Origin of the sequence: Solimonas terrae (assembly GCF_011067135.1) — a bacterium.
GTDB classification, from domain to species: Bacteria; Pseudomonadota; Gammaproteobacteria; order Nevskiales; family Nevskiaceae; genus Solimonas; species Solimonas terrae.
In genome coordinates this window covers 46678-67314 of the sequence record NZ_JAAMOW010000003.1, presented here as the reverse complement: position 1 = coordinate 67314, position 20637 = coordinate 46678, and the positions used below count along the sequence as shown (strand labels likewise).

The 20637-nt window shown below is 66.8% G+C and carries 17 protein-coding genes; 7 read left to right on the top strand and 10 right to left on the bottom strand.

The features are described 5' to 3' along the window. Positions 1–221: 221 nt before the first annotated feature. Positions 222–3695: a pyruvate carboxylase gene (locus G7Y85_RS06275; protein ID WP_166253602.1), complete on the top strand. Its 3474-nt coding sequence runs from the start codon at positions 222–224 to the stop codon at positions 3693–3695. Positions 3696–3854: 159 nt separating this feature from the next. Here G7Y85_RS06275 and G7Y85_RS06270 read toward each other — a convergent pair whose 3' ends face one another. The 9 genes from G7Y85_RS06270 to G7Y85_RS06230 form a co-directional block, all read right to left on the bottom strand. Further along, on the bottom strand, positions 3855–4718 hold the full coding sequence (locus G7Y85_RS06270) for an alpha/beta fold hydrolase (RefSeq protein ID WP_166253598.1): 864 nt from the start codon (positions 4716–4718) through the stop codon (positions 3855–3857). Positions 4719–4955: 237 nt separating this feature from the next. Further along, entirely contained in the window at positions 4956–5381 is a 426-nt protein-coding gene (locus G7Y85_RS06265; protein WP_166253595.1) for a MarR family winged helix-turn-helix transcriptional regulator, read from the bottom strand. Beyond that, on the bottom strand, positions 5378–6811 hold the full coding sequence (locus G7Y85_RS06260) for an MFS transporter (protein ID WP_166253592.1): 1434 nt from the start codon (positions 6809–6811) through the stop codon (positions 5378–5380). The genes G7Y85_RS06265 and G7Y85_RS06260 overlap by 4 nt, the downstream gene beginning before the upstream one ends. A 197-nt stretch (positions 6812–7008) precedes the next feature. Then, positions 7009–7803: an SDR family oxidoreductase gene (locus tag G7Y85_RS06255; RefSeq protein WP_166253589.1), complete on the bottom strand. Its 795-nt coding sequence runs from the start codon at positions 7801–7803 to the stop codon at positions 7009–7011. A 23-nt stretch (positions 7804–7826) separates the two neighbouring features. Then, positions 7827–9062: a cytochrome P450 gene (locus G7Y85_RS06250; RefSeq protein ID WP_166253586.1), complete on the bottom strand. Its 1236-nt coding sequence runs from the start codon at positions 9060–9062 to the stop codon at positions 7827–7829. Positions 9063–9156: 94 nt separating this feature from the next. Beyond that, positions 9157–9711, bottom strand: coding sequence for a PadR family transcriptional regulator (locus G7Y85_RS06245; RefSeq protein WP_166253583.1), 555 nt, complete (start codon positions 9709–9711; stop codon positions 9157–9159). Positions 9712–9714: 3 nt separating this feature from the next. Then, positions 9715–10680, bottom strand: a complete 966-nt coding sequence (locus tag G7Y85_RS06240; RefSeq protein WP_166253580.1) for an NAD(P)H-dependent flavin oxidoreductase — start codon at positions 10678–10680, stop codon at positions 9715–9717. A 161-nt stretch (positions 10681–10841) separates the two neighbouring features. Next, the gene (gene fadB / locus G7Y85_RS06235; RefSeq protein WP_166253577.1) at positions 10842–12998 is read right to left on the bottom strand and encodes a fatty acid oxidation complex subunit alpha FadB; all 2157 of its coding nucleotides are present in this window, start codon (positions 12996–12998) and stop codon (positions 10842–10844) included. Positions 12999–13093: 95 nt separating this feature from the next. Beyond that, entirely contained in the window at positions 13094–13723 is a 630-nt protein-coding gene (locus G7Y85_RS06230; protein WP_241696045.1) for a TetR/AcrR family transcriptional regulator, read from the bottom strand. A 105-nt stretch (positions 13724–13828) separates the two neighbouring features. Here G7Y85_RS06230 and G7Y85_RS06225 point away from each other — a divergent pair, with 105 nt between their 5' ends. The 6 genes from G7Y85_RS06225 to G7Y85_RS06200 are packed head-to-tail and all read left to right on the top strand — an operon-like array spanning position 13829 to position 19667. Continuing rightward, positions 13829–14596, top strand: coding sequence for an enoyl-CoA hydratase/isomerase family protein (locus G7Y85_RS06225; protein WP_166253574.1), 768 nt, complete (start codon positions 13829–13831; stop codon positions 14594–14596). After that, a complete protein-coding gene (locus G7Y85_RS06220) occupies positions 14596–15675 on the top strand; it encodes a phosphotransferase family protein (protein ID WP_166253571.1) in 1080 nt (359 codons plus the stop codon). The genes G7Y85_RS06225 and G7Y85_RS06220 overlap by 1 nt, the downstream gene beginning before the upstream one ends. A 14-nt stretch (positions 15676–15689) precedes the next feature. Further along, a complete protein-coding gene (locus G7Y85_RS06215; RefSeq protein WP_166253568.1) occupies positions 15690–16853 on the top strand; it encodes an acyl-CoA dehydrogenase family protein in 1164 nt (387 codons plus the stop codon). Positions 16854–16857: 4 nt separating this feature from the next. Continuing rightward, positions 16858–17640 (top strand): SDR family NAD(P)-dependent oxidoreductase, encoded by a 783-nt coding sequence (locus G7Y85_RS06210; protein ID WP_166253565.1) that lies wholly within the window; start codon positions 16858–16860, stop codon positions 17638–17640. Between the two features lie 38 nt (positions 17641–17678). Then, a complete protein-coding gene (locus tag G7Y85_RS06205; protein WP_166253562.1) occupies positions 17679–18860 on the top strand; it encodes an acetyl-CoA C-acetyltransferase in 1182 nt (393 codons plus the stop codon). A 24-nt stretch (positions 18861–18884) separates the two neighbouring features. Continuing rightward, positions 18885–19667 carry an SDR family NAD(P)-dependent oxidoreductase gene (locus tag G7Y85_RS06200; RefSeq protein ID WP_166253559.1) on the top strand — a complete coding sequence of 261 codons (783 nt, stop codon included), beginning with the start codon at positions 18885–18887 and terminating at the stop codon, positions 19665–19667. Positions 19668–19725: 58 nt separating this feature from the next. On the opposite strand, the gene G7Y85_RS06195 is transcribed toward G7Y85_RS06200, so the two are convergent. Continuing rightward, positions 19726–20556, bottom strand: coding sequence for a hypothetical protein (locus G7Y85_RS06195; RefSeq protein ID WP_166253556.1), 831 nt, complete (start codon positions 20554–20556; stop codon positions 19726–19728). Positions 20557–20637: the final 81 nt, after the last annotated feature.

The following is a 20637-nucleotide window of genomic DNA, read 5'->3' as shown; positions in this document are numbered from 1 at the left end:
TCGCGGGCGTCGACCGCATCTAATAAGCCGGCGCATGTCTGCGCCCTGAACGCGATCCGCAGACCGGACTCGCCGCTGAACAGGCCCTGTGCGCGGCGAGCACGCTAGAATCCGCGTCCCGAGTCCTGGCCGGCCCTGCCGCTGCCCGTCGCAAATGCCGGCGGACCGCGGTGCGGCGCGATTCGTGCGTGCGAGCTGGGACCAGAAAACAGGAGAAAACGATGACCGCGTCACCCGCCCCCGTCCGAAAACTGCTGGTCGCAAATCGCGGCGAGATTTCGATTCGTGTCATGCGTGCAGCGGCGGAGCTGGGGATTCGCACGGTGGCGATCTACGCGCACGAGGACCGTTTCGCCCTGCACCGCTTCAAGGCCGACGAAAGCTATCTGGTCGGCCGCGGGCAGAAGCCGATCGCCGCCTATCTCGACATCCCGGACATCATCCGCATCGCGCTCGAGGCCGGGGTCGACGCGATCCACCCGGGCTACGGCTTCCTGTCCGAGAACCCGACGTTCGCCGATGCCTGCGCCGAAGCCGGCATCCGTTTCATCGGCCCGAAGCCCGCGGTGCTGCGCGCGCTCGGCGACAAGGTCGCGGCGCGCAAGGCGGCGATCGCCGCCCAGGTCCCGGTACTGCCGGCATCGGCCGCACTGCCCTACGAACTCGAAGCCTGCAAGAAGCTGGTCGCCGACATCGGCTATCCGGTGATGATGAAGGCGAGCTGGGGCGGCGGCGGCCGCGGCATGCGCGTGATCGAATCGGAAGCCGAACTCGGTACGCAGATGAACAGCGCGCGCAGCGAGGCCAAGTCCGCGTTCGGCAACGACGAGGTCTATGTCGAAAAGCTGGTGCGCCGTGCACGCCACGTCGAAGTGCAGGTGCTGGGCGACACGCACGGCAATCTCATTCATCTGTTCGAGCGCGACTGCTCGGTGCAGCGTCGCAACCAGAAAGTCGTCGAACGCGCGCCGGCGCCGTATCTGACGGAAGACAAGCGCCAGGAGCTGTGCGGCGCCGCGTTGCGCCTGTGCCGGCAGGTCAACTACTCGCATGCCGGCACCGTCGAGTTCCTGATGGATGCCGACACCGGCGCGTTCTATTTCATCGAGGTCAATCCGCGCATCCAGGTCGAGCACACGGTGACCGAGCAGGTCACCGGCGTCGACATCGTCAAGGCGCAGATCCGCGTCACCGAAGGGGCGCGCATCGGCGATGCGGCGCGTGACCATATTCCGGCGCTGCCGTCGCAGGATCAGGTGCGCCTCAATGGTCACGCCCTGCAATGCCGCGTCACCACCGAAGACCCGGAAAACGGCTTCACGCCGGACTACGGCCGCCTGCTCGCCTACCGCAGCCCGGCCGGCTTCGGCATCCGTCTCGACGGCGGCACGGCCTACGGCGGCGCTGTCGTCACGCCGTACTACGACTCGCTGCTGGTCAAGGTCACGGCCTGGGCGCCGACCACCGGCGATGCGATCGCGCGCATGGATCGCGCCCTGCGCGAATTCCGCATCCGTGGCCTGTCGACCAATCTGGCGTTCCTCGAAAACGTCATCAATCACGAGCAGTTCAAGTCCGGCGAGTGCATCACGCGCTTCATCGACACGACGCCGGAACTGTTCGTGTTCACGCCGCGCCGCGACCGCGCGACCAAGCTGCTGCGCTTCATCGGCGAAGTCACCGTCAACGGCAATCCGGAAATGAAGGGCCGCGAGCCGCCAAAGCTGCCGCTGCCGCCGCCACGCCTGCCGAAACTGCCGCGCAAGGAGCTGGCGCTGGCGCCGCCGCCCGGCACGCGCGACATCCTGCTCGAACGCGGACCGTCCGGATTCGCGCAGTGGATGAAGGATCAGCAACGGGTGCTGCTGACCGACACGACCATGCGCGACGCGCACCAGTCGCTGTTCGCCACGCGCATGCGCACTGCCGACATGACGCCGATCGCGCCGTACTACGCGCGCCTGGCCTCGCAGCTGTTCTCGATCGAATGCTGGGGCGGCGCGACCTTCGACGTCGCGCTGCGCTTCCTCAAGGAAGATCCCTGGGACCGTCTCGCGCAGCTGCGCCAGGCGATTCCGAACGTGCCGTTCCAGATGCTGCTGCGCTCGGCCAATGCGGTCGGCTACACGAACTACGCCGACAACGTCGTGCAGTTCTTCGTGCAGCAGGCGGCGAAGAACGGCATCGACATCTTCCGCGTGTTCGATTCGCTGAACGCGGTCGACAACATGCGCGTGGCGATGGACGCCGTGATCGAAGCCGGCGCGGTCTGCGAAGGCACGATCTGCTACACGGCCGACCTGTTCGATGCCACACGTCCGAAGTACGACCTGAAGTACTACGTGACGATGGCCAAGGCCCTCGAAAAGGCCGGCGCGCACGTGCTCGGCATCAAGGACATGGCCGGCGTCTGCAAGCCGCGCGCGGCGCGCGAACTGGTGCGGGCGCTCAAGCAGGAGATCGGCCTGCCGATCCATTTCCACACGCACGACACCAGCGGCATTGCCGCCGCCAGCGTGCTCGCCGCGGTCGAAGCCGGCTGCGATGCGGTCGACGGCGCACTGGACTCGATGTCGGGCCTGACCTCGCAGCCGAACCTCGGCGCGATCGCCGCGAGCCTGTCGGGCAGTGAACGCGATCCGGGCGTCAATCTCGATGCGCTGCAGGAACTTTCCGATTACTGGGAGGACGTGCGGCGCCGCTACGCGCCGTTCGAGGCCGACATCCGGTCCGGTACCGCCGACGTCTATCGTCACGAAATGCCCGGCGGCCAGTACACCAACCTGCGCGAGCAGGCGCGCTCGCTCGGCCTCGACGCCCGCTGGGGTGAAGTATCGAAGGCCTATGCCGACGTCAATCGCCTGTTCGGCGACATCGTCAAGGTCACGCCGAGTTCGAAGGTGGTCGGCGACATGGCGCTGTTCATGGTGTCCAACGAACTGACGCCGGCCGATGTCGAGAACCCGGACAAGGCCATCGATTTTCCGGAGTCGGTCGTGCAGCTGTTCCGCGGTGATCTCGGCCTGCCCGCGGACGGCTGGCCCAAGGCGCTGCAGACCAGGATTCTCAAGGGCAAACCCGCGCTCGGCGAACGGCCCGGCAAGAGCCTGCCGCCGGTCGATCTGGACGCCGCGCGCAAGGCCGCCGAACAGACGATCGGCGAAGAACTGTCCGATCGCGATCTCGCCTCGCAGCTGATGTATCCGAAGGTCTATCAGGATTACGCCGAGCATGTGAAGAAGTACGGCGACGTCTCGCGCCTGCCGACCACCACCTTCTTCTACGGCATGCAGGAGCAGGAAGAGATCGCGGTCGAGATCGACCAGGGCAAGTCGCTGGTGATCCGCCTGCAGGGTCGCGCCGACGCCGACGACAGCGAGAAGCTGTTCTACGAACTCAACGGCCAGCCACGCGCGGTGCGCATCGACAAGGCCGGCGCCAAGGCGGCGCATGCGCGACCGGTGGCAGCCGAGGGCGATGCCAACCAGATCGGCGCGCCGATGCCGGGCATGGTGTCACGCGTCGCGGTCAAGGTCGGCGACAGCGTGCGCAAGGGCGACCCGCTGATTTCGCTGGAAGCGATGAAGATGGAAACCGTGATCGCCGCGCCGCGCGATGCGAGCATCAAGCAGGTGCTCGTCGCCTCGGGCGTGACGGTGAACGGCAAGGATCTGCTGGTGGTGCTCGGCGACTGAGTTTGCGAACCAGGCTGCCGCGCTCGGCCGTTTGCGCGCCGGGGGGTGCCGGCAATCCCGGCGTACCGGAGTACGCTGCGCCTGCCGTGCTCCGGCGACGCGCAAACGCCCGTCGCTCGCTACGGCTTTTTCACGGGCGTTGCGCGCCTTGTCCGACGCTCAGACGGAACCCGGCAGATGCTTCTGCAGGAAGCCGATCACGCCGTCATTGAACGCGTCGTTGCGGTCGCCGGCGACCATGTGGCCGGCACCGACCACGTCGTAGACCTCAAGCGCGGGCAGGCGCTGACGGAATTCCGCGACACCGGCTTCGGACACGATATCGCTCTGCATGCCGCGCACCAGCAGCGTCGGAATCCGCACGCGATCGGCGGCGTCGAGCAGAACCTCGGCAAACTGCGGCGGCTCGACGCGCGCCTCGTTCTTCACGAAGCGCGGGTCCCAGTGCCAGTGCAGGCGGCCGTCCTCGCGCAGGCGCAGATTCTTCATCAGCCCGGAAATGTCCTTCGGCCGCGGCCGATGCGGGTTGTAGGCGCTGACCGCGTCCGCCGCTTCCTCGATCGTCGCGAAGCCGTCCGGCCGCGCGCGCATGAAATCGCCGATCTTCTTGCCGCCGGCGGCATCGACGCGCGGCACGACATCGACCAGCACCAGCGCGCTGGCCAGCGTCGGCTCGCCGTTGCCGACCGCATACAGCGAGGTGATGCCGCCCATCGACGCACCGACCAGCGCCGGCGGCGACGACAGCGTCGCGATCACCGCGCGCAGATCGCCGGCCATCGCCTGCAGCGAATAATCCGCATCGGGCGCCCAGTCGCTGTCGCCGTGTCCACGCGCATCGAGATTGAGTACCTGATAGCCGCGCCGCAGCAGCTCCTGCATCGCGCCGCCCCAGGAATGACGCGTCTGCCCGCCGCCATGCATCAGGATGACCGCCGGCCGCGACGGGTCGCCGCCGACATCGGCCACGACTTCGATGCCGCCCGGCACAGGGAAACGGCGCACTTCAGTCTGGATATTCATTCGAGTTTTCGTTGACATCGTCCGGGCCCGCGCGGCGCCTGCAGCTGGTGCCGAGCCACTTGCCGGGGCGTGATCTGACCGACGGGGGCGTCCTCATCCGGGATCAGTCGACCGGATGCGCCATCTGCGAACCCGGGATTGTAATCCGCTTGCCGGCGACGCAGCCCGCGCCCGGCCCTCGTCGTGCACTCGCAATGCGCCATGATCGCTCGCGACGCAAGCGTCGCCCGGCGCCGATCATCGCTTCGCGTCTGCTTCCAGAACCCGGCGCAAGCTTGCGAGCTGAGCCGCCGGCAGCGCAGCGATCGGTGCAGGCGGCTGGTCGCTGATGCGGTTGACGATCGCCAGCAGCTTGCGCCCCGCGGCCGTCAGCGACACCAGCTTGGCGCGGCGATTGTCCGGGTGCGGCCGCCGCTCGACCAGACCGCGACGCTCGAGGTCGTTGATGATGACGGTCGCCGCCGGCGCATCGGTGCCCATTTCGCAGGCGAGTTCGCTCAGCGTCCGCGCCTCGTGTTCGAGACGCCACAAGGCGCGCGCGCGACTGAACGGCAGGCCCGTTTCGGCGCTGACCTGGCGCCGCCAGTCGCCGCGGGTTTCCATGACCAGCGAAACCAGCAGCTGCCAGACACGATCCGCGTCCTTGCCCGTCGACGGCTTCATGATGCGGTCCTCGGTTCCTGCAGCAGATGCGCGATGCGTTCGACACTGGCGCGGCCGCGCGCGCCGGTCGAGAGCAGGCCCAGCCCCAGGATCAGCACGCCGGCGCCAAGCAGCAGCCACCACATCGGATGCGTGGCGGCCGGATACGCGGCCCAGGAAGTCGACGCACCATGGCCACCGACCAGCGCGCCGGCAATCGCCACGCCCAGCGAAATCCCGATCTGTCGACTGGTCGACGCGATCGCCGAGGCCAGCCCGGCCTGCGCGCGCGGCATGCCGGAGACGGCGGCGTAGGTGACCGGCGCGTTGACCATGCCGAAGCCGATGCCGAACAGGCAAAAATTCAGCAGCAGCGACGACAGCGGCGTGTCGACACCGAGATCGGTCATCAGCAGGGCGCTGATGCACAGCATCGTGCCGCTGATCAGCAGCGAGGGCCGCGCGCCATGTGCGGCAACGAGACGACCGGACAGTGGCGAGAGCGCCATGATCGCCAGTGCCATCGGCAGGATGCACAGCCCGGCGTGGAAGGCCGACAGCCCGCGCACTTCCTGCAGGTAGATCGAGCCGAGGAACAGATACGCGCCCATCGCCGCAAACATGCAGACCGCAATCAGCGTGGCACTGCTGAACGGCAGGCTGTGGAAAAAGCGCAGATCCAGCAAGGGTTCCGGCCGGCGTGGCTCGTAGACCAGCAAGGCGACGAAGGCGGCGAGCGCCAGCAGCACGGTGAACACCAGCGCCCCGCCGAGCCTCGGACCCTCGATCAGGCTGAACACCAGTGCGCCGAGTCCGACCAGCAACAGCAGTTGCCCGATCGGGTCAGGCCGCCGCGGCTGCGGTGCGCGCGATTCCGGCACGTAACGCGCCGTGAGAAACAGGGCGAGCGCGCCGATCGGTACATTGATCCAGAAGATCGCATGCCAGCCCAGCCCCTGCGTCAGCGCACCCCCAGCCAGCGGTCCCAGCGCCATCGAGATGCCGGCCACCGCGCCCCAGATGCCGATCGCCCGCGCCCGCGCCTTCGGTTCGGTGAAGGTGTTGACGACGATCGACATCGCCACCGGATTGAGCATCGAGCCGCCGAGCGCCTGCACGACACGGGCAGCGACCAGCGACGTCACGCTGCCCGCCAGGCTGCACAGCAGGGAGCCGGCGACGAACAAGACCATGCCGAACTGAAACACCCGGCGACGCCCGAAGCGATCGGCCGTGGCACCGCCGAGCATGAGAAAGCTCGCCAGCACGATGGTGTAGGCATCGATCACCCATTGCAGGCCGGACAGCGAAGCATTCAGATCGTCGCGAATCGCCGGCAATGCCACGTTGACGATGCTTGCATCCATCGACACGACCAGCAGGCTCAGACAGCAAGTGGCGAGAATCACGCCGCGCCGCGCGGGCGCGGCAACTCGAACAGTTGTATTCATACAATAATTGTATACATACAACCATATGATCGCAAGAGCGCGCGAGGGACCGCCGCGCAAGCGGTCGTCGAAACGCCGGACGGTGGAATAGGCCGTCGTTGCACAACCGCCGGGCGGCAGGGCCGAAGCGGCGCCGCGCACGCAGTCCGACAAAGGACCCGCGCGCCCGCGATCCGCCCTTGCTGCCGTGTTCGAAATCAGCTCGACGGCCCGAGACGAATTTCGGTCAGGCCCCACGCCCCGTCCACCGGCAACACGGCACCGGAGATATAGCTGCCGGCGTCGGACGCGAGGAACAGCGCGGCATTGGCGACATCCCGGATCTGGCCGGCTCGCCCCAGCGGCACCTGCCTGGCAATGTCGGCGCACGAATCTTCGCTGGCCCCATTCTTCGGCAGCAGGCGATCGACCCCTTCGGTGCCGGCGATCAGGCCAGGCGTGATTGAATTGACGCGTATGCCGTCGCTGCCCCATTCCTTGGCCAGGGTACGCGTGACCTGGTCGACGCCGGCCTTCGCGGCGTTTGCATGAATCTGGTACGCGACCGCCTGACAGGCCTGCGGCGCGGAGATATTGATCAGGCAGGCGCCCGGCTTCTTCAGTAGCGGATAGGCGCGATTCATCACGTTGAAAGTGCCCATCAGATCGATGTCGACGACGGTCTTGAAGCCGTTCGGAGACAGATCGCGGGCCAGCGCCGGAAAGTTGCCGGCCGCACCGGACACCAGCACCGTGATGGGGCCGCGGGCCCGGGCGAAATCGGTCAGGGCCTTTTCGACCTGCTCGGGATAGCGCACATCGGCCGCGTACCCGGCGAACCAGCCGCGACCGCAGGCACGCAAGCGCGTCAGCGCGGTATCGATGTTCGCCTGCTTGCGGCTCATCACGCCGACGTTGGCGCCGGCTTCGGCGAAAGCCAGCGCGATGCCGAGATTGATGCCGGACGTGCCGCCGGCAACGAAGACATTGGCATTGGAAAAATCGATGTTCATGAAATCGCTGCGCTCACTGCAAATCAGAGATCCCAACTCAGCGGCAGATGCGCGAATCCGCGCACCTCGAAGGTCGGAAGTCGTTGTGCGCCGGCCCACTCGACCCGCAGGTTCTTCAGCCGGTCGAGCACACCGGCCAGCATGATCGGAAGATTGGCCTGTGCCAGATTGGCGCCGAGGCAGCGGTGGCGGCCGGCGCCGAAGCTCATGTTGCGCAGCCCGCCGCTGCTGACCGGCCTGCGATCGAATTTCAGGCGGTCCGGATCCTCGAAGGCTTCCGGATCGCGGTTCGCCGCAGTCATCGAGCACATCAGGTTCTGTCCTTTCTTCAGGCTGCGCCCGTTGAGCACGAGGTCTTCCGCCACCGTTCTCGGCATGAACATGCCGGTCGCGTCATAGCGGTACAGCTCGGGCGCGGCCTGCCGGATCTGTTCCGGGTGATCGCGCAGATAGGCCAGCGCGTCCGGATTCCGATCCAGCGTATCGATGAGCAGCGAGAACTGGCTCTGCTGGGTGTCGTGTCCGGCGAAATACAGCAGGAAGGCGTTGATGGCGATCTGCTCGTCCGACAGCGGCTCGTCGTCCTGGTCGTTGACGACGATCAGGTCGCTGATGAAGTCGTCGCCTGGATTGGCGCGCCGCCGCCGAATTGAAGCCAGGAAGAAGTCGCGTGCTTCGGCTGCCGTCGCATTGGCCTTGCCCAGTTCCTCGTCCGACATCGGACTGACGAACAGGATCGCGTAGAACGCCGACACCCAGCCGAGGATCTGCTCCTCGTACGAACTGTCGATGCCGAGCAGGCGGCTGATGATCGCCAGCGGCACGCGATGCGAAAACTCGCTGACGATATCGACCCTGCCCTTTTCCACGAAGCGATCGATCGTCGAGTCGACCAACGCCTTCGTCGAATCGGCCAGTTCGGCCACGCGCCTCGGCGTGAACGGCTGGCTGAAGATGCGCTTGAGCTGCGTGTGTCTGGGCGGATCGGTGACGACGAGAAATTCCCGGCCGATCCTGAAGTAGTCCTGCTCGACGGCTCGCGGCCCCAGACGATTGATCTGGTTCTTCTCGTACTGGAACAGGAAGCGATCGTCGGTGAATGCCGTCTGCACGTCTTCGAAGCGCGTCAGCAGCCAGGCATTGAACGGCTCAAGAAAACACACGGGCTCCTGTTGCCGGATCTGCGCGAACGCGGGATACGGGTTCTCGATGAACTCCGGACTGCTCAGCATCTCGATGATTGACGCCGTGTTGCCCATTTCCTGTCTCCTCTCGTTCCGAGGCAGCGCACCCGGTTTCATTGCCCGGCGATGCCCGCCCCTTTCTGCAACGGACTGGACCGGCGCAGCAGCGTCAACGCGCGGCCGGCCTGCGACGCGTCTCCAGCAGACCCAGCGCTTCGGTGCACCAGGCAATGCCCGACTCCTCGTTGAGCACGCCGCAGCGCAGGCCGAGGTAATGCCCGAGCTTTCTGCCGGTCAGGGTTGCCGGCTTCGGGTAGTGGGTCTTCATCAGCGCGTGAAAGTACGCGAGCCGTTCGCGATGTTCGGCAAGCCGCTGGCCGACCTGATCGACCAGCACGGCGGTCTCGACGTCACCGAGCGAAAACAGCTTGACCAGCAGTTCTTCCTTCACCGACGGATACGGCGTCGGTTCGCGGACCCAGTGATCAAGCGCCTTGCGCCCGTCGGCGGTGATCGAATAGACGATGCGGTTCGGTCGCTCGATCTGCTCGATGATCTCGGCGCTGATCAGCCCGTCTTCGGCGAGCTTGTGCAGCTCCGAGTAGATCTGCTGCTTGCGGGCACGCCAGAAAAAACCGACGGTCTTGTCGAAGCGCTTGCTGATCTCGTAGCCGCTGTGCGGCCGATCGAGCAGCGTCACCAGAATGGCGTGCGAAAGCGCCATCGCTCAGGCGGCGAGCAGCCGCGTTCTGGCGCGCTGGTATTCCGCCTGCAGTCGTGCGACCAGCTCGGCGGCCGGCAGCACGGCCTTGACGCCGGCAATGCCCTGACCGCAGCCCCAGATGTCCTTCCAGGCCTTGGCGGCGACGCCACCTTCGGAGCCGAAATTCATCTTCGACGGATCGGACTGCGGCAGATCGTCCGGGTTCAGTCCGGCGGCGACGATCGAGGGCCGCAGATAGTTGCCGTGCACACCGGTGAACAGGTTCGAGTACACGATGTCCGCGCCCGAGCCCTCGACGATCGCCTGCTTGTAGCGGGCATCGGCATTGGCTTCGTTGGTGGCGATGAACACCGAACCGATGTACGCAAGGTCGGCCCCCATCGCCTGCGCTGCGAGAATGCCGTCGCCGCTGCCGATCGCGCCCGACAACAGCAGCGGACCATCGAACCATTCGCGGATTTCGTGAATCAGCGCCATCGGCGACATCGAGCCGGCGTGGCCGCCCGCGCCCGCGGCCACCGCGATCAGGCCGTCGGCGCCCTTCTCGATCGCCTTGCGCGCGAACTGGTTATTGATGACGTCATGCAGGGTGATGCCGCCATAGGCATGCACGGCCTGGTTGAGATCTTCGCGTGCGCCCAGCGAGGTGATGATGATCGGCACCCGGTAGCGGATGCAGGTTTCGAGATCGCGCTCCAGACGGTCATTGGAGCGATGCACGATCTGGTTGACCGCGAACGGCGCCGCCGGCCGGTCCGGATGCTGCTGGTTGTGGCGATCCAGTTCCTCCGTGATTTTCTGCAGCCAGACCTCCAGCTGCCCGGCCGGCCGTGCATTCAACGCAGGGAACGAGCCGACGATGCCGGCCTTGCATTGCGCAATGACCAGATCCGGATTGGAAACGATGAACAGCGGCGCCGCCATGGCCGGCAGGCGCAGCCCCTTGGCGAGAACGGGAGGCAGGGACATGACGAGGAACTCGTGACGACGATGGATTTCGGGACCGGACAATATAGGCAAATTATTGCCTAGTCAATTACAGGACTAATCACCGTTCACGCCGGCGGATACCGGGCGCGGCTCGGACGGCGCGGCAGGCATTCACGATGCCGGCGAGCGCGAAGGACTGTTCAATTTCCGTAGAAGCGGGCGCCGCTGGCCGCCATGTCGCTCACGCATGGCGGCGTTACCCACTGCGGACCGAGATGGCCGAGTCGCTGCGACCATTCGAGTACGCGTTCCAGACCCAGCCAGTCGGCGAACTTCAGTGCGCCACCGAGATACTGCGGCAGACCCAGCCCGAGCAGCAGCGCCATGTCCAGCTCGGCGGCGGTTTCGACAACGGCTTCATCGAGGCAACGCACCGCCTCGTTGATCATCGGCAGCATCATGCGTTCGACGATCTCGGCGTCCGCGAATTCGCGGATGCCGCTCGCTTGCACGGCCTTCAGCAGCTCGTGGCTGTCCGGCGCCGGGGACTTGCGCGGTTTGCCGGCGGGATCGACTTCATAGCGATAGAAGCCGACGCCGTTTTTCTGGCCGTATCGCCGGTGATCGACCATCACCTGCAGCGAATCCGGCCAGCTCGTGCGCATGTGCTGCGGATGACCGGCGGCGATGATCTGCGAGACGTGGATCGCGGTGTCCATGCCGATCACGTCGTTCAGATAGGCCGGCCCCATCGGCCAGCCGAATTTTTCCATCGCCGCGTCGATCGCGACGAAGTCGGCGCCGTCGGCAATCAGTTGCCCGAAGGCCTGCATGTACGGCGTGAAGATGCGATTGACGAGAAAGCCCGGACCATCCTTGACGACGATCGGTGTCTTGCCCATCGCCACGCCGTAGCCGACGATCTTCGCGACCGCGGACACGCTGCTGCGACTGCCGCGGATCACTTCGACCAGCGGCATCGCAGGCACCGGATTGAAGAAGTGCATGCCGACGAAGTTTTCCGGCCGTTGCAGCGGGACTGCCAGATCGTCGATGCGCAGGCTGGAGGTGTTTGACGCGATCACGGTGTCGGCCCCGACCAGACCTTCGATTTCCGACAGCACGCGATGCTTGATGTCGAGATTCTCGACCACGGCTTCGACGACCGCATCGACCTGCTCGAAACCGGCGTAGTCGAGCTGCGGCGTGATCGTCGCGGCGATGGCGTCGGCACGCTCGGCCTTGAGCCGTCCGCTCCTGACCTGCTTCGCGAGCAGCTTGTGCGCTTCGCCCATGCCGAGCTCGAGCTGGCTCTGCTGGATATCCTTCATGCGCACCGGCGTGCCGCGCAACGCGCTGGTGTACGCAATGCCGCCACCCATGATGCCGGCGCCGAGCACGGCAGCCTGCTTCACCGGCGCGGCCTGCCTGGCGTACGCCTTGTACTTCTTTTTCAGCAGTTGATCGTTGAGGAAGATCTGCACCAGCGACGCGGCCGCCTGGGTCCTGGCGATACGCACGAACGCCTCGGCTTCCTTCTCGATCGCCGCCCGGCCGCCGATCGCCACGCAGGCTTCCATCAGCTCGACCGCCGCGAGCGCCGCCGGCTGATGCGGGGCCGAACGCCTGGCCAGCTTCGCGCGGGCATCTGCGAACAACGCCGTGGCCGACGCCGCGTCCTGCGGCAAGGCCGCGGACTTCGCCTTGCGGCGCAGTCGCCAGTCGCCGGCCGCGGCAGCTGTCTTCAATTTCACGAGCGCCGTTTCGCGCAGGGTCTCGGGCGTCGCCAGCTCATCGACCACGCCGGCCGCGAGCGCGGCGGCGGCCTTGGCCGGCGCACCGCCGGCGATCCAGTCGATCGCGACCTCGACGCTGGCAACGCGCGGCAGCCGCACCGTGCCGCCGAGGCCGGGAAACAGGCCGAGCTTGACCTCCGGCAGACCGACCATCGCCGCGTCCGACATCACGCGGTAGTCACCGGCCAGCGCAAGTTCAAGGCCACCGCCGAGCGCGAAGCCGTTGATCGCGACGACGACCGGCACCGGCAGCGCTTCGATCGCGAGCAGCGCCTCGTTCGATCGCAGGTTGAGCGCACACAAATCCCTTGGCGCCAGCTTGAAGTTCTCGCCGAACTCGGTGATGTCGGCGCCGACGATGAAGACATCCTTGGAACTGCAGATCAGCACGCCGCGCAGTTCAGGCTCCGCCGCGAGCATGGCAACGGCTTCGCCGAGCTGTCGCATGGTGCGGCTGTCGAGCTTGTTGATCGCCTCGCCTTCGCGGTCGAAGCACAACTCCGCAATACCCTCGCCGATCGCCTGGACCCGGATGCTGTTGCCCTGATAGCTCACCTTCATCTGCCCGATGTCTCCTCGTTCGTTTGCGCCGCGCCCTGGCCGGGCGCGGCAGCGGTATTCATGCAACGGCCTTGTTTGCTGCGAGCCGTGACGGATCAGGTCGATTCGCGCGCGGCGATCGCCAGCGTGATCTGCTTCTTCAGCAGCTCGTGCAGCGCGCGGCTCGCGATCTTCGGATTGACCAGCCAGCGATAGATCAGGCCATCGACGGTCGCGCAGAACAGCTCCGACGACAGCGCCGCGTCGACGCGCCGGTCCACCGTGCCGGCCTTCTGCCCGCCTTCGATCCAGCGCTGCACGTCGCGGCGCTGCGCCTTGTGGGCCCTGGCCACGCTGGTGCGGAACGCTGCGCCGGGATCGATGCTTGCGTAGCGCAGCAGATACATCACGCGCATCTCGTCCGGCGCCTCCTCGATGAAACCGTACAGCGCGTCGGCGACCCGGCTCAGCGCCTCGACGCCGCTGTGCTCGCCGACCGCCTGCTGCACGCGCGCGATCCAGTCCGCCACGAAGGTGTCGTGCAGGTGCGCGAGCAATTTCGCCTTGGTGCCGTAGCGATGCGTGACCAGTCCGCGCGAATAGCCGGCGCGTTCGCCGATCGCCGCCAGCGTCGCCGCGGCGATGCCGTGCTCGACGATCAGCGCAACCGCCGCGTCCGTCATGCGCTGATCGGACAAGGCAGTGCGCTCTTCCTGCGTGCGGCGGGCGGGAACCGGATCGGGCATCGTCGATATTTACTTGTTGGTGACACGCAACTTATACTCGACACCCATCGATCGTCAACGACCTCGCCGGCAGACAAGGCGTGGCCGCGGCTCTCCGGAGGAGACGTGAGCGACCTGGTACTCGTGGAACGCCGCGGCAACGTGGCCATCGTGACCCTCAATCAGCCGCGCCGGCGCAATGCGCTGAATCGCGCGCTGTCGAGTGCGCTCGCGCAGACCCTTGCGGACTTGCAGGACGACACGACGCTGCGCGCGCTGGTGCTGAGCGGCGGCGAGCACTTCAGCGCCGGCGGCGACCTCGGCGATCTGTCGGTTCCCGCGCTGGAGATGCGCAAAGCGATGCTCGGCGGCCAGCGCAGCGTGCGCAGCTTGACCGGCGGTCGGCTGCCGGTCGTTGCAGCCGTGCAAGGCACCGCGTTCGGCGCCGGCTTCTCGCTCGCACTGGCCTGCGACTTCATCGTCGTCGATGCCAACAGCACGTTCGGCGCCGCCTTCGCGCGTGTCGGCCTGGCACCCGACTACGGCTTGATGTGGAGTCTCCCGCAGCGTGTCGGCATCGGCATGACGCGCGAGATCCTGATGTTCTGCGAGCCGGTCCGCGGCGAACAGGCCAAGGCCATCGGCCTCGCCGATCGCCTCGCCGAACCGGGTCAGGTCCTGGCCGGCGCCGTCGCGCTGGCCGAAAAGCTGGCCGCGCTGCCGCCGGCCAGCGTGGCGACGACCAAGGCCGTGCTCTCGCGCCTGCCGATGCCGCTCGACACCATGCTCGCCTGGGAAGCGGACACCCAGTCGCTGATGGTCGGAACCGCCGATTTCGCGGAAGGCATCAAGGCCTTCGGCGAGCGCCGCGCCGCCGTCTTCGAGGGGCGCTGATGGACACGGCGACGATCCAGTTGCGCAGTGCCACCGACACGGTCGTGCAGGACTGGCCGCGGCTGCGCGACTATCTGGCCACTCACGGCCTGCAGCTCGCGATCGAACCGGCGCCGCGGCAGTTCGCCGGCGGCTTCGCCAATCTCAACTATCTGGTGATGATCGACGGTCACGAGGCCGTGCTGCGCCGCCCGCCGATGGGGCCGCTGCCGCCGGGTGCCTACGACATGGCACGCGAAGCGAAGATCCTCTCGCACATCGGCCCGCAGTTTCCGCTGGCGCCGCGCGCCTTGCATCTGTGCCAGGACGCGAGCGTGCTCGGCGCGCCGTTCCAGATCAGCGAATTCCGGCGCGGCCTGTCGGTGCGCGACGAACTGCCTGCGGCCTTTGCCGGAAAAGCCGACATCGGGCTTCAGCTCAGCAACATGATGGTCGAAGTGCTGGCACGGCTGCATCGCATCGATCCCGAATCCGTCGGCCTCGGCGATCTCGGCAAGCCGCACGGTTTTCTCCATCGCGCGGTCGAAGGCTGGATCAAGCGCGCGACGCTGGCGACCGCGGACTGGGGACGTACCCGCACCGACGCGCTGATCACCGAACTCGGCCGCTGGATGCGCGCCAACGTGGTGCCCGACAAAAACATCGTCCTGCTGCACAACGACTACAAGCTCGACAACATCCTGCTCGCCCCCGACACGCTGGCTCCGGTCGCGGTGGTCGACTGGGATCAGGGTACGCGCGGCGACGGCCTGTTCGATCTTGCCGCACTGCTGTCGTGGTGGACGCAGGCCGATGATCCGCCGGTGATGCATGCGCTGCAGCAGATGCCGACCGCCCAGCCGGGCTTCCTGTCGCGCCGCGAGGTCGTCGACGCCTACGCCAGCGCCACCGGCTTCGATGTTTCGGACTTCCGTTTCCACCGCGTGCTGGCGATGTTCAAGACCGCCGTGATCCTGCAGCAGCTGCATCTGCGCTTCCGCTCGGGTGCGACATCCGACCCACGCTACGAACAATTCGCGCGCATCGCCGAAGACCTGATGGGTCTGGCGCTCGATGTCGCCGCCGACCGCTTCTTCTGACCGGTTCCGATCGTATGGATTTCTCGCTTTCTCCGAAGCTCGTCGACCTGCAGCAGCGCACGCGCGCCTTCATCGCCGAGCAGGTGATTCCGCTGGAGAACGACGCGCGTCAAGGCGCGCACGGCCCCGCCGAGGAACTGCGCGACGAACTCGTTGCACGCGCGCGACGCGCCGGCCTGCTGACGCCGCACGCATCGCCCGAACTCGGCGGCATGGGCCTCAGTCACGTCGAGAAGGCCATCGTCTTCGAGGAAGCCGGCTACTCACCGCTCGGTCCGGTGGCGCTGAACATTCATGCACCGGACGAAGGCAACATCCATCTGATGGAAGCGGTCGCGACCGAGGCACAGAAAGCGCGTTGGTTGCAGCCGCTGGTCGCCGGCCACACGCGCTCCTGCTTTGCGATGACCGAACCGGCACCGGGTGCCGGCGCCGATCCGGCGATGCTGCAGACCATGGCGGTGAAAGACGGCGACGACTACCTGATCAGTGGCACCAAGTGGTTCATCACCGGCGCCGAGGGTGCGCGCTTCGCGATCATCATGGCGAAGATGGAAGACGGTTCGGCGACGATGTTCCTCGCCGACATGGACCAGCCGGGCATCCGCCTCGAACGCCTGATGGATTCGCTGGACGCCTGCTTCACCGGCGGACACGGCGTACTGCATTTCGACCGGCTGCGTGTGCCGGCGAACGATGTGCTCGGCGAAATCGGCAAGGGCTTTCGTTATGCCCAGGTGCGCCTGGCGCCGGCGCGCCTGACGCACTGCATGCGCTGGCTCGGCCAGGCGCGGCGCGCCAACGATGTGGCCCTGGCCTATGTACGCAGGCGTCAGGCCTTCGGCAAGCCGCTGGGCGAACACGAAGGCGTCGGCTTCATGCTCGCCGACAACGAACTCGACCTGCACACCTCGCGCCTGTCGATCTGGCACACGGCCTGGGCACTCGATCAGGGCAGCCGCGGCAACTTCGAATCGAGCGTCAGCAAGGTCTTCGTCTCCGAAGCAGTCTGGCGCGTCGTCGATCGCTGCGTGCAGATGCTCGGCGGTCAGGGTGTGACCTCGGAAACCGTGGTCATGCGCATCTTCCGCGACATGCGGGCGTTCCGCATCTACGACGGCCCCAGCGAAGTGCACCGCTGGAGCATCGCCCGGAAGATTCTGAGCGAGAAGCACTAAGGCCATGCAGGCACACTTTGCCGACCGCCTGTTCGATCTGTCCGGCCATGCGGCGCTGGTCACCGGTGCGTCCGGCGGTCTTGGCCGTCACTTCGCGCTGACGCTGGCCAGGGCCGGCGCCGCGGTCGCCGTCGCCGCACGACGCGCCGACAAGCTCGCCGAGCTCGTTGCCGAAATCCGCGACAGCGGTGGTCGCGCCGTCGCGGTCGGCATGGACGTCGCCGCACGCCCGAGCATCGAGGCTGCACTCGACGCCGCGGCGGCGCAGCTCGGCACGATCGACATCATCGTCAACAACGCCGGCGTCACCGCGACCAGGCGTGTGCTCGAATACGGCGACGACGACTGGAACGCGGTGATGGACACCAATCTGCGCGGCGCCTGGATCGTCGCGCAGGAAGCGGCGAAACGGCTGGTGGCGGCCGGACAGCCCGGCAACATCGTCAACATCAGCTCGATCTACGCCAGCCGCGTCTCGCCGGGCGTCGTGCCCTACACCGTGTCGAAGGCAGGCCTCAAGCATCTGACCAAGGTGCTGGCACTGGAATTCGCGCGCTTCGGCATTCGCGTCAATGCGATCGCGCCGGGTTACGTGGCGACCGATCTCAACCGCGACTTTCTCGCCAGCGAGGCGGGCCAGCGGCTGCGCGCGCGCGTACCCGCACAGCGTTTCGGCGAACAGCACGAACTCGATGGGCCGCTGCTGCTGCTCGCGTCCGGTGCCGGCGCCTACATCAGCGGCGCCGAGATCGTCGTCGATGGCGGCCACCTCTGCAACACTCTCTGACCGACCCCCAAGCCACCTCCTCATGACCGGAGTTCCCCATGTCTGAAGCCTATATCGTCGCCGCCACACGCACCGCCGGAGGCCGCAAGGCCGGGCGCCTGTCCGGCTGGCATCCAGCCGATCTGCTCGGCAAGGTCATCGACGGCGTCGTCGACCGGACCGGTATCGACCCGGCCGCCGTCGAAGACGTGATCGCCGGTTGCGTCGGCCAGGTCGGCGAACAGGCGATGAACCTCGCGCGCAACGGCGTGCTTGCGTCGAAACTGCCGGAATCCGTGCCGGGCACGACAGTCGATCGCCAGTGCGGCTCCTCGCAGCAGGCGCTGCACTTCGCCGCGCAGGCGGTGATGTCGGGGGCGATGGATGTCGTCATCGCCTGCGGTGCCGAAAGCATGTCGCGGGTGCCGATGTTCTCGAACGCGGTCCTCGCGCAGAAAGCCGGCATGGGCTACTACGTCAGCCCGGCCATGCAGCAGCGCTACCCGAACATCGAATTCAGCCAGTTCGTCGGCGCCGAGATGATGGCCAGGAAGTACGACATCACCAAGGATCAGCTCGACCAGTACGCGTTCGACACCACGCAGCGCGCGATCGCCGCCACCCGTGCCGGCGCCTTCGAGGATGAAATCCTGCCGCTCGAAGTCCGTCAGTACGATGGCGCGCAGCCGCCGGGCGAGATGCACACGATCGACGAAGGCATCCGCTTCGACGCGACCCTGGAACGCATTGCCGGCGTCAAGCTGCTCGCCGAGAACGGCCGCGTCACGGCGGCGACCGCGAGCCAGATCTGCGACGGCGCATCCGCGGTGATGGTCGTCAACGAAAAGGCCCTGAAGGCGCATGGACTGAAGCCACTCGCGCGCATTCATCACATGACCGTGATCGGCCACGACCCGGTGATCATGCTGGAAGCGCCGTTGCCGGCGACCGTGCAGGCGCTGAAAAAGAGCGGCATGAAGATCGACGACATCGACCTGTTCGAGGTCAACGAGGCCTTTGCCCCGGTTCCGCTCGCCTGGCTGCAGATCACCGGCGCCGATCCGGCGCGCCTCAACGTCAACGGCGGCGCGATCGCGCTCGGCCATCCGCTCGGCGGTTCCGGCACCAAGCTGATGACGACGCTGGTGCATGCCCTGAAACAGCAGAACAAGCGCTACGGCCTGCAGACGATGTGCGAAGGCGGCGGCCTCGCCAACGTCACGATCGTCGAGCGGCTCTGATCCATCAATCGAGGAATACACACCATGAAGCTCGACGCATCCGTTTCCGCCGTCATCACCGGTGGCGCTTCCGGCCTCGGCGAAGCCACCGCACGCGCGCTGGCCGCGCAGGGCGTCAAGGTCGCGCTGTTCGATCTCAACGAGGAAAAGGGCGAAGCCATCGCCCGCGAACTGGGCGGCGTGTTCTGCAAGGTCAACGTCACCTCGGACGCGGATGTCGACGCCGCGTTCGCCAGGTCGCGTGCCGCGATCGGCCAGGAACGCATCCTCGTCAACTGCGCCGGCATCGGCAACGCGATCAAGACCGCGTCACGCAGCAAGGACAGCGGCGAGATCAAGCACTTCCCGCTCGACGCCTTCGACAGGATCATCCAGATCAACCTCGTCGGCACCTTCCGCTGCATCGCCAAGTCGGCGGCCGGCATGCTGAGCCTGCCGGGCCTCGACGACGGCGAACGCGGCGTGATCATCAACACCGGTTCGGTCGCCGCGCAGGACGGCCAGATCGGTCAGGCGGCCTACTCCGCATCGAAAGCCGGCATCGCCGGCATGACGCTGACGATCGCACGCGACCTGTCCAGCGAAGGCGTGCGCATCAACACCATCCTGCCCGGCATCTTCGCGACACCGCTGATGAACGCGGCGCCCGACAACGTCAAGGCGGCGCTCGCCGCTTCGGTACCGTTCCCCAGGCGCCTCGGCAATCCGCCGGAGTTTGCGTCGCTGGCGCTGGAGATGTGCCGCAATGGCTATTTCAACGGCGAGGTGGTGCGCCTCGACGGTTCGATCCGCATGGCGCCGCGCTGACGCCACGAACCGGCTGCAGCCGAGCCGCCAGCCACGTCATGTGGCTGGCGGCTTTTTCCTACTGCACGTAGACCGCGCCCTGCAGCGGCTCGCCCAGTCGCTTGCCACCGGCACTCGCCAGCTGCGGGTCGATGCGCACGAGATAGCGGCCCGGCGCCACGCCTTCATAGACCAGCACGTACGGATTGCTGCCGGCTTTCCAGGTACCGCCGACTGCCGCACCGCTGTCCGACATGACGCTGATGTGCTGCGCGGCCGCAGCCGAATCGGCAATGTTCTTCGAGAAACGGAACACCAGCGCATCGGTGCCGGCTGCCTGCCCGACGTACTGCACATTGAAGTCATGCGTCGAGGCGTCCGCCCACCAGGCGTGCAGCGCGTCGAGCGCCGGCGGCGCCGGTGCCCTGACGGCAAGGCGCGGAGTGGAATGCGGGGCTGCAGCACTCGACACCTCGCGAGCCGCCGCCGGCGTGTCGGCACCGGCCGCGAACAGCTGATCGGCGTCGACGTCGCTCACCGCAGCCTGCGAACTCGGCGCAGGAGACGGTGCCACGTCGCTCGCGGGCTCCGACGTCGCGGTCATGGCCGCGGGCGCGGCCGTGGTTTCAGTCGCCGCGAGGCCGGCGTCGGCCGCCGACGTGTCGGCACGCTGCGCAGACGAGCCCGCATCGGCCGCAAGCGGATCAGGCGCCGCGACGGAAGTCGGCGCCGACGCAGGCGTCGCGGTGGGCGCTGCGGCCACCGTCGCAACCACCTTCGGCGCGGCCTGGGCCTTGGCGCCATGGCCGGCGACCAGGTAGCCGACGACGCCGAAAGCCAGCGCGATCGCGCCCAGCACGATGAATTTCGCCTTTCCGGCGCCCGTGTCCAGTTCCAGTCCACCACTCATGATTCGTTCTCCTCGCTCCAGTGTTCAGATTCGCGGCGGTCACCATGACCACGGCACCCGTTGATACCCGATGTTTCCGGC

Coding starts and splice junctions, on each gene's coding strand:
- G7Y85_RS06240 (WP_166253580.1), bottom strand. CDS start 10,680: ATGTCCCTGCCTCCCGTTCTCGCCAAGGGGCTGCGCCTGCCGGCCATG.
- G7Y85_RS06210 (WP_166253565.1), top strand. CDS start 16,858: ATGCAGGCACACTTTGCCGACCGCCTGTTCGATCTGTCCGGCCATGCG.
- G7Y85_RS06215 (WP_166253568.1), top strand. CDS start 15,690: ATGGATTTCTCGCTTTCTCCGAAGCTCGTCGACCTGCAGCAGCGCACG.
- G7Y85_RS06260 (WP_166253592.1), bottom strand. CDS start 6,811: ATGAATACAACTGTTCGAGTTGCCGCGCCCGCGCGGCGCGGCGTGATT.
- G7Y85_RS06250 (WP_166253586.1), bottom strand. CDS start 9,062: ATGGGCAACACGGCGTCAATCATCGAGATGCTGAGCAGTCCGGAGTTC.
- G7Y85_RS06205 (WP_166253562.1), top strand. CDS start 17,679: ATGTCTGAAGCCTATATCGTCGCCGCCACACGCACCGCCGGAGGCCGC.
- G7Y85_RS06220 (WP_166253571.1), top strand. CDS start 14,596: ATGGACACGGCGACGATCCAGTTGCGCAGTGCCACCGACACGGTCGTG.
- G7Y85_RS06200 (WP_166253559.1), top strand. CDS start 18,885: ATGAAGCTCGACGCATCCGTTTCCGCCGTCATCACCGGTGGCGCTTCC.
- G7Y85_RS06255 (WP_166253589.1), bottom strand. CDS start 7,803: ATGAACATCGATTTTTCCAATGCCAATGTCTTCGTTGCCGGCGGCACG.
- G7Y85_RS06265 (WP_166253595.1), bottom strand. CDS start 5,381: ATGAAGCCGTCGACGGGCAAGGACGCGGATCGTGTCTGGCAGCTGCTG.
- G7Y85_RS06275 (WP_166253602.1), top strand. CDS start 222: ATGACCGCGTCACCCGCCCCCGTCCGAAAACTGCTGGTCGCAAATCGC.
- G7Y85_RS06270 (WP_166253598.1), bottom strand. CDS start 4,718: ATGAATATCCAGACTGAAGTGCGCCGTTTCCCTGTGCCGGGCGGCATC.
- G7Y85_RS06195 (WP_166253556.1), bottom strand. CDS start 20,556: ATGAGTGGTGGACTGGAACTGGACACGGGCGCCGGAAAGGCGAAATTC.
- G7Y85_RS06245 (WP_166253583.1), bottom strand. CDS start 9,711: ATGGCGCTTTCGCACGCCATTCTGGTGACGCTGCTCGATCGGCCGCAC.
- G7Y85_RS06230 (WP_241696045.1), bottom strand. CDS start 13,723: ATGCCCGATCCGGTTCCCGCCCGCCGCACGCAGGAAGAGCGCACTGCC.
- fadB (WP_166253577.1), bottom strand. CDS start 12,998: ATGAAGGTGAGCTATCAGGGCAACAGCATCCGGGTCCAGGCGATCGGC.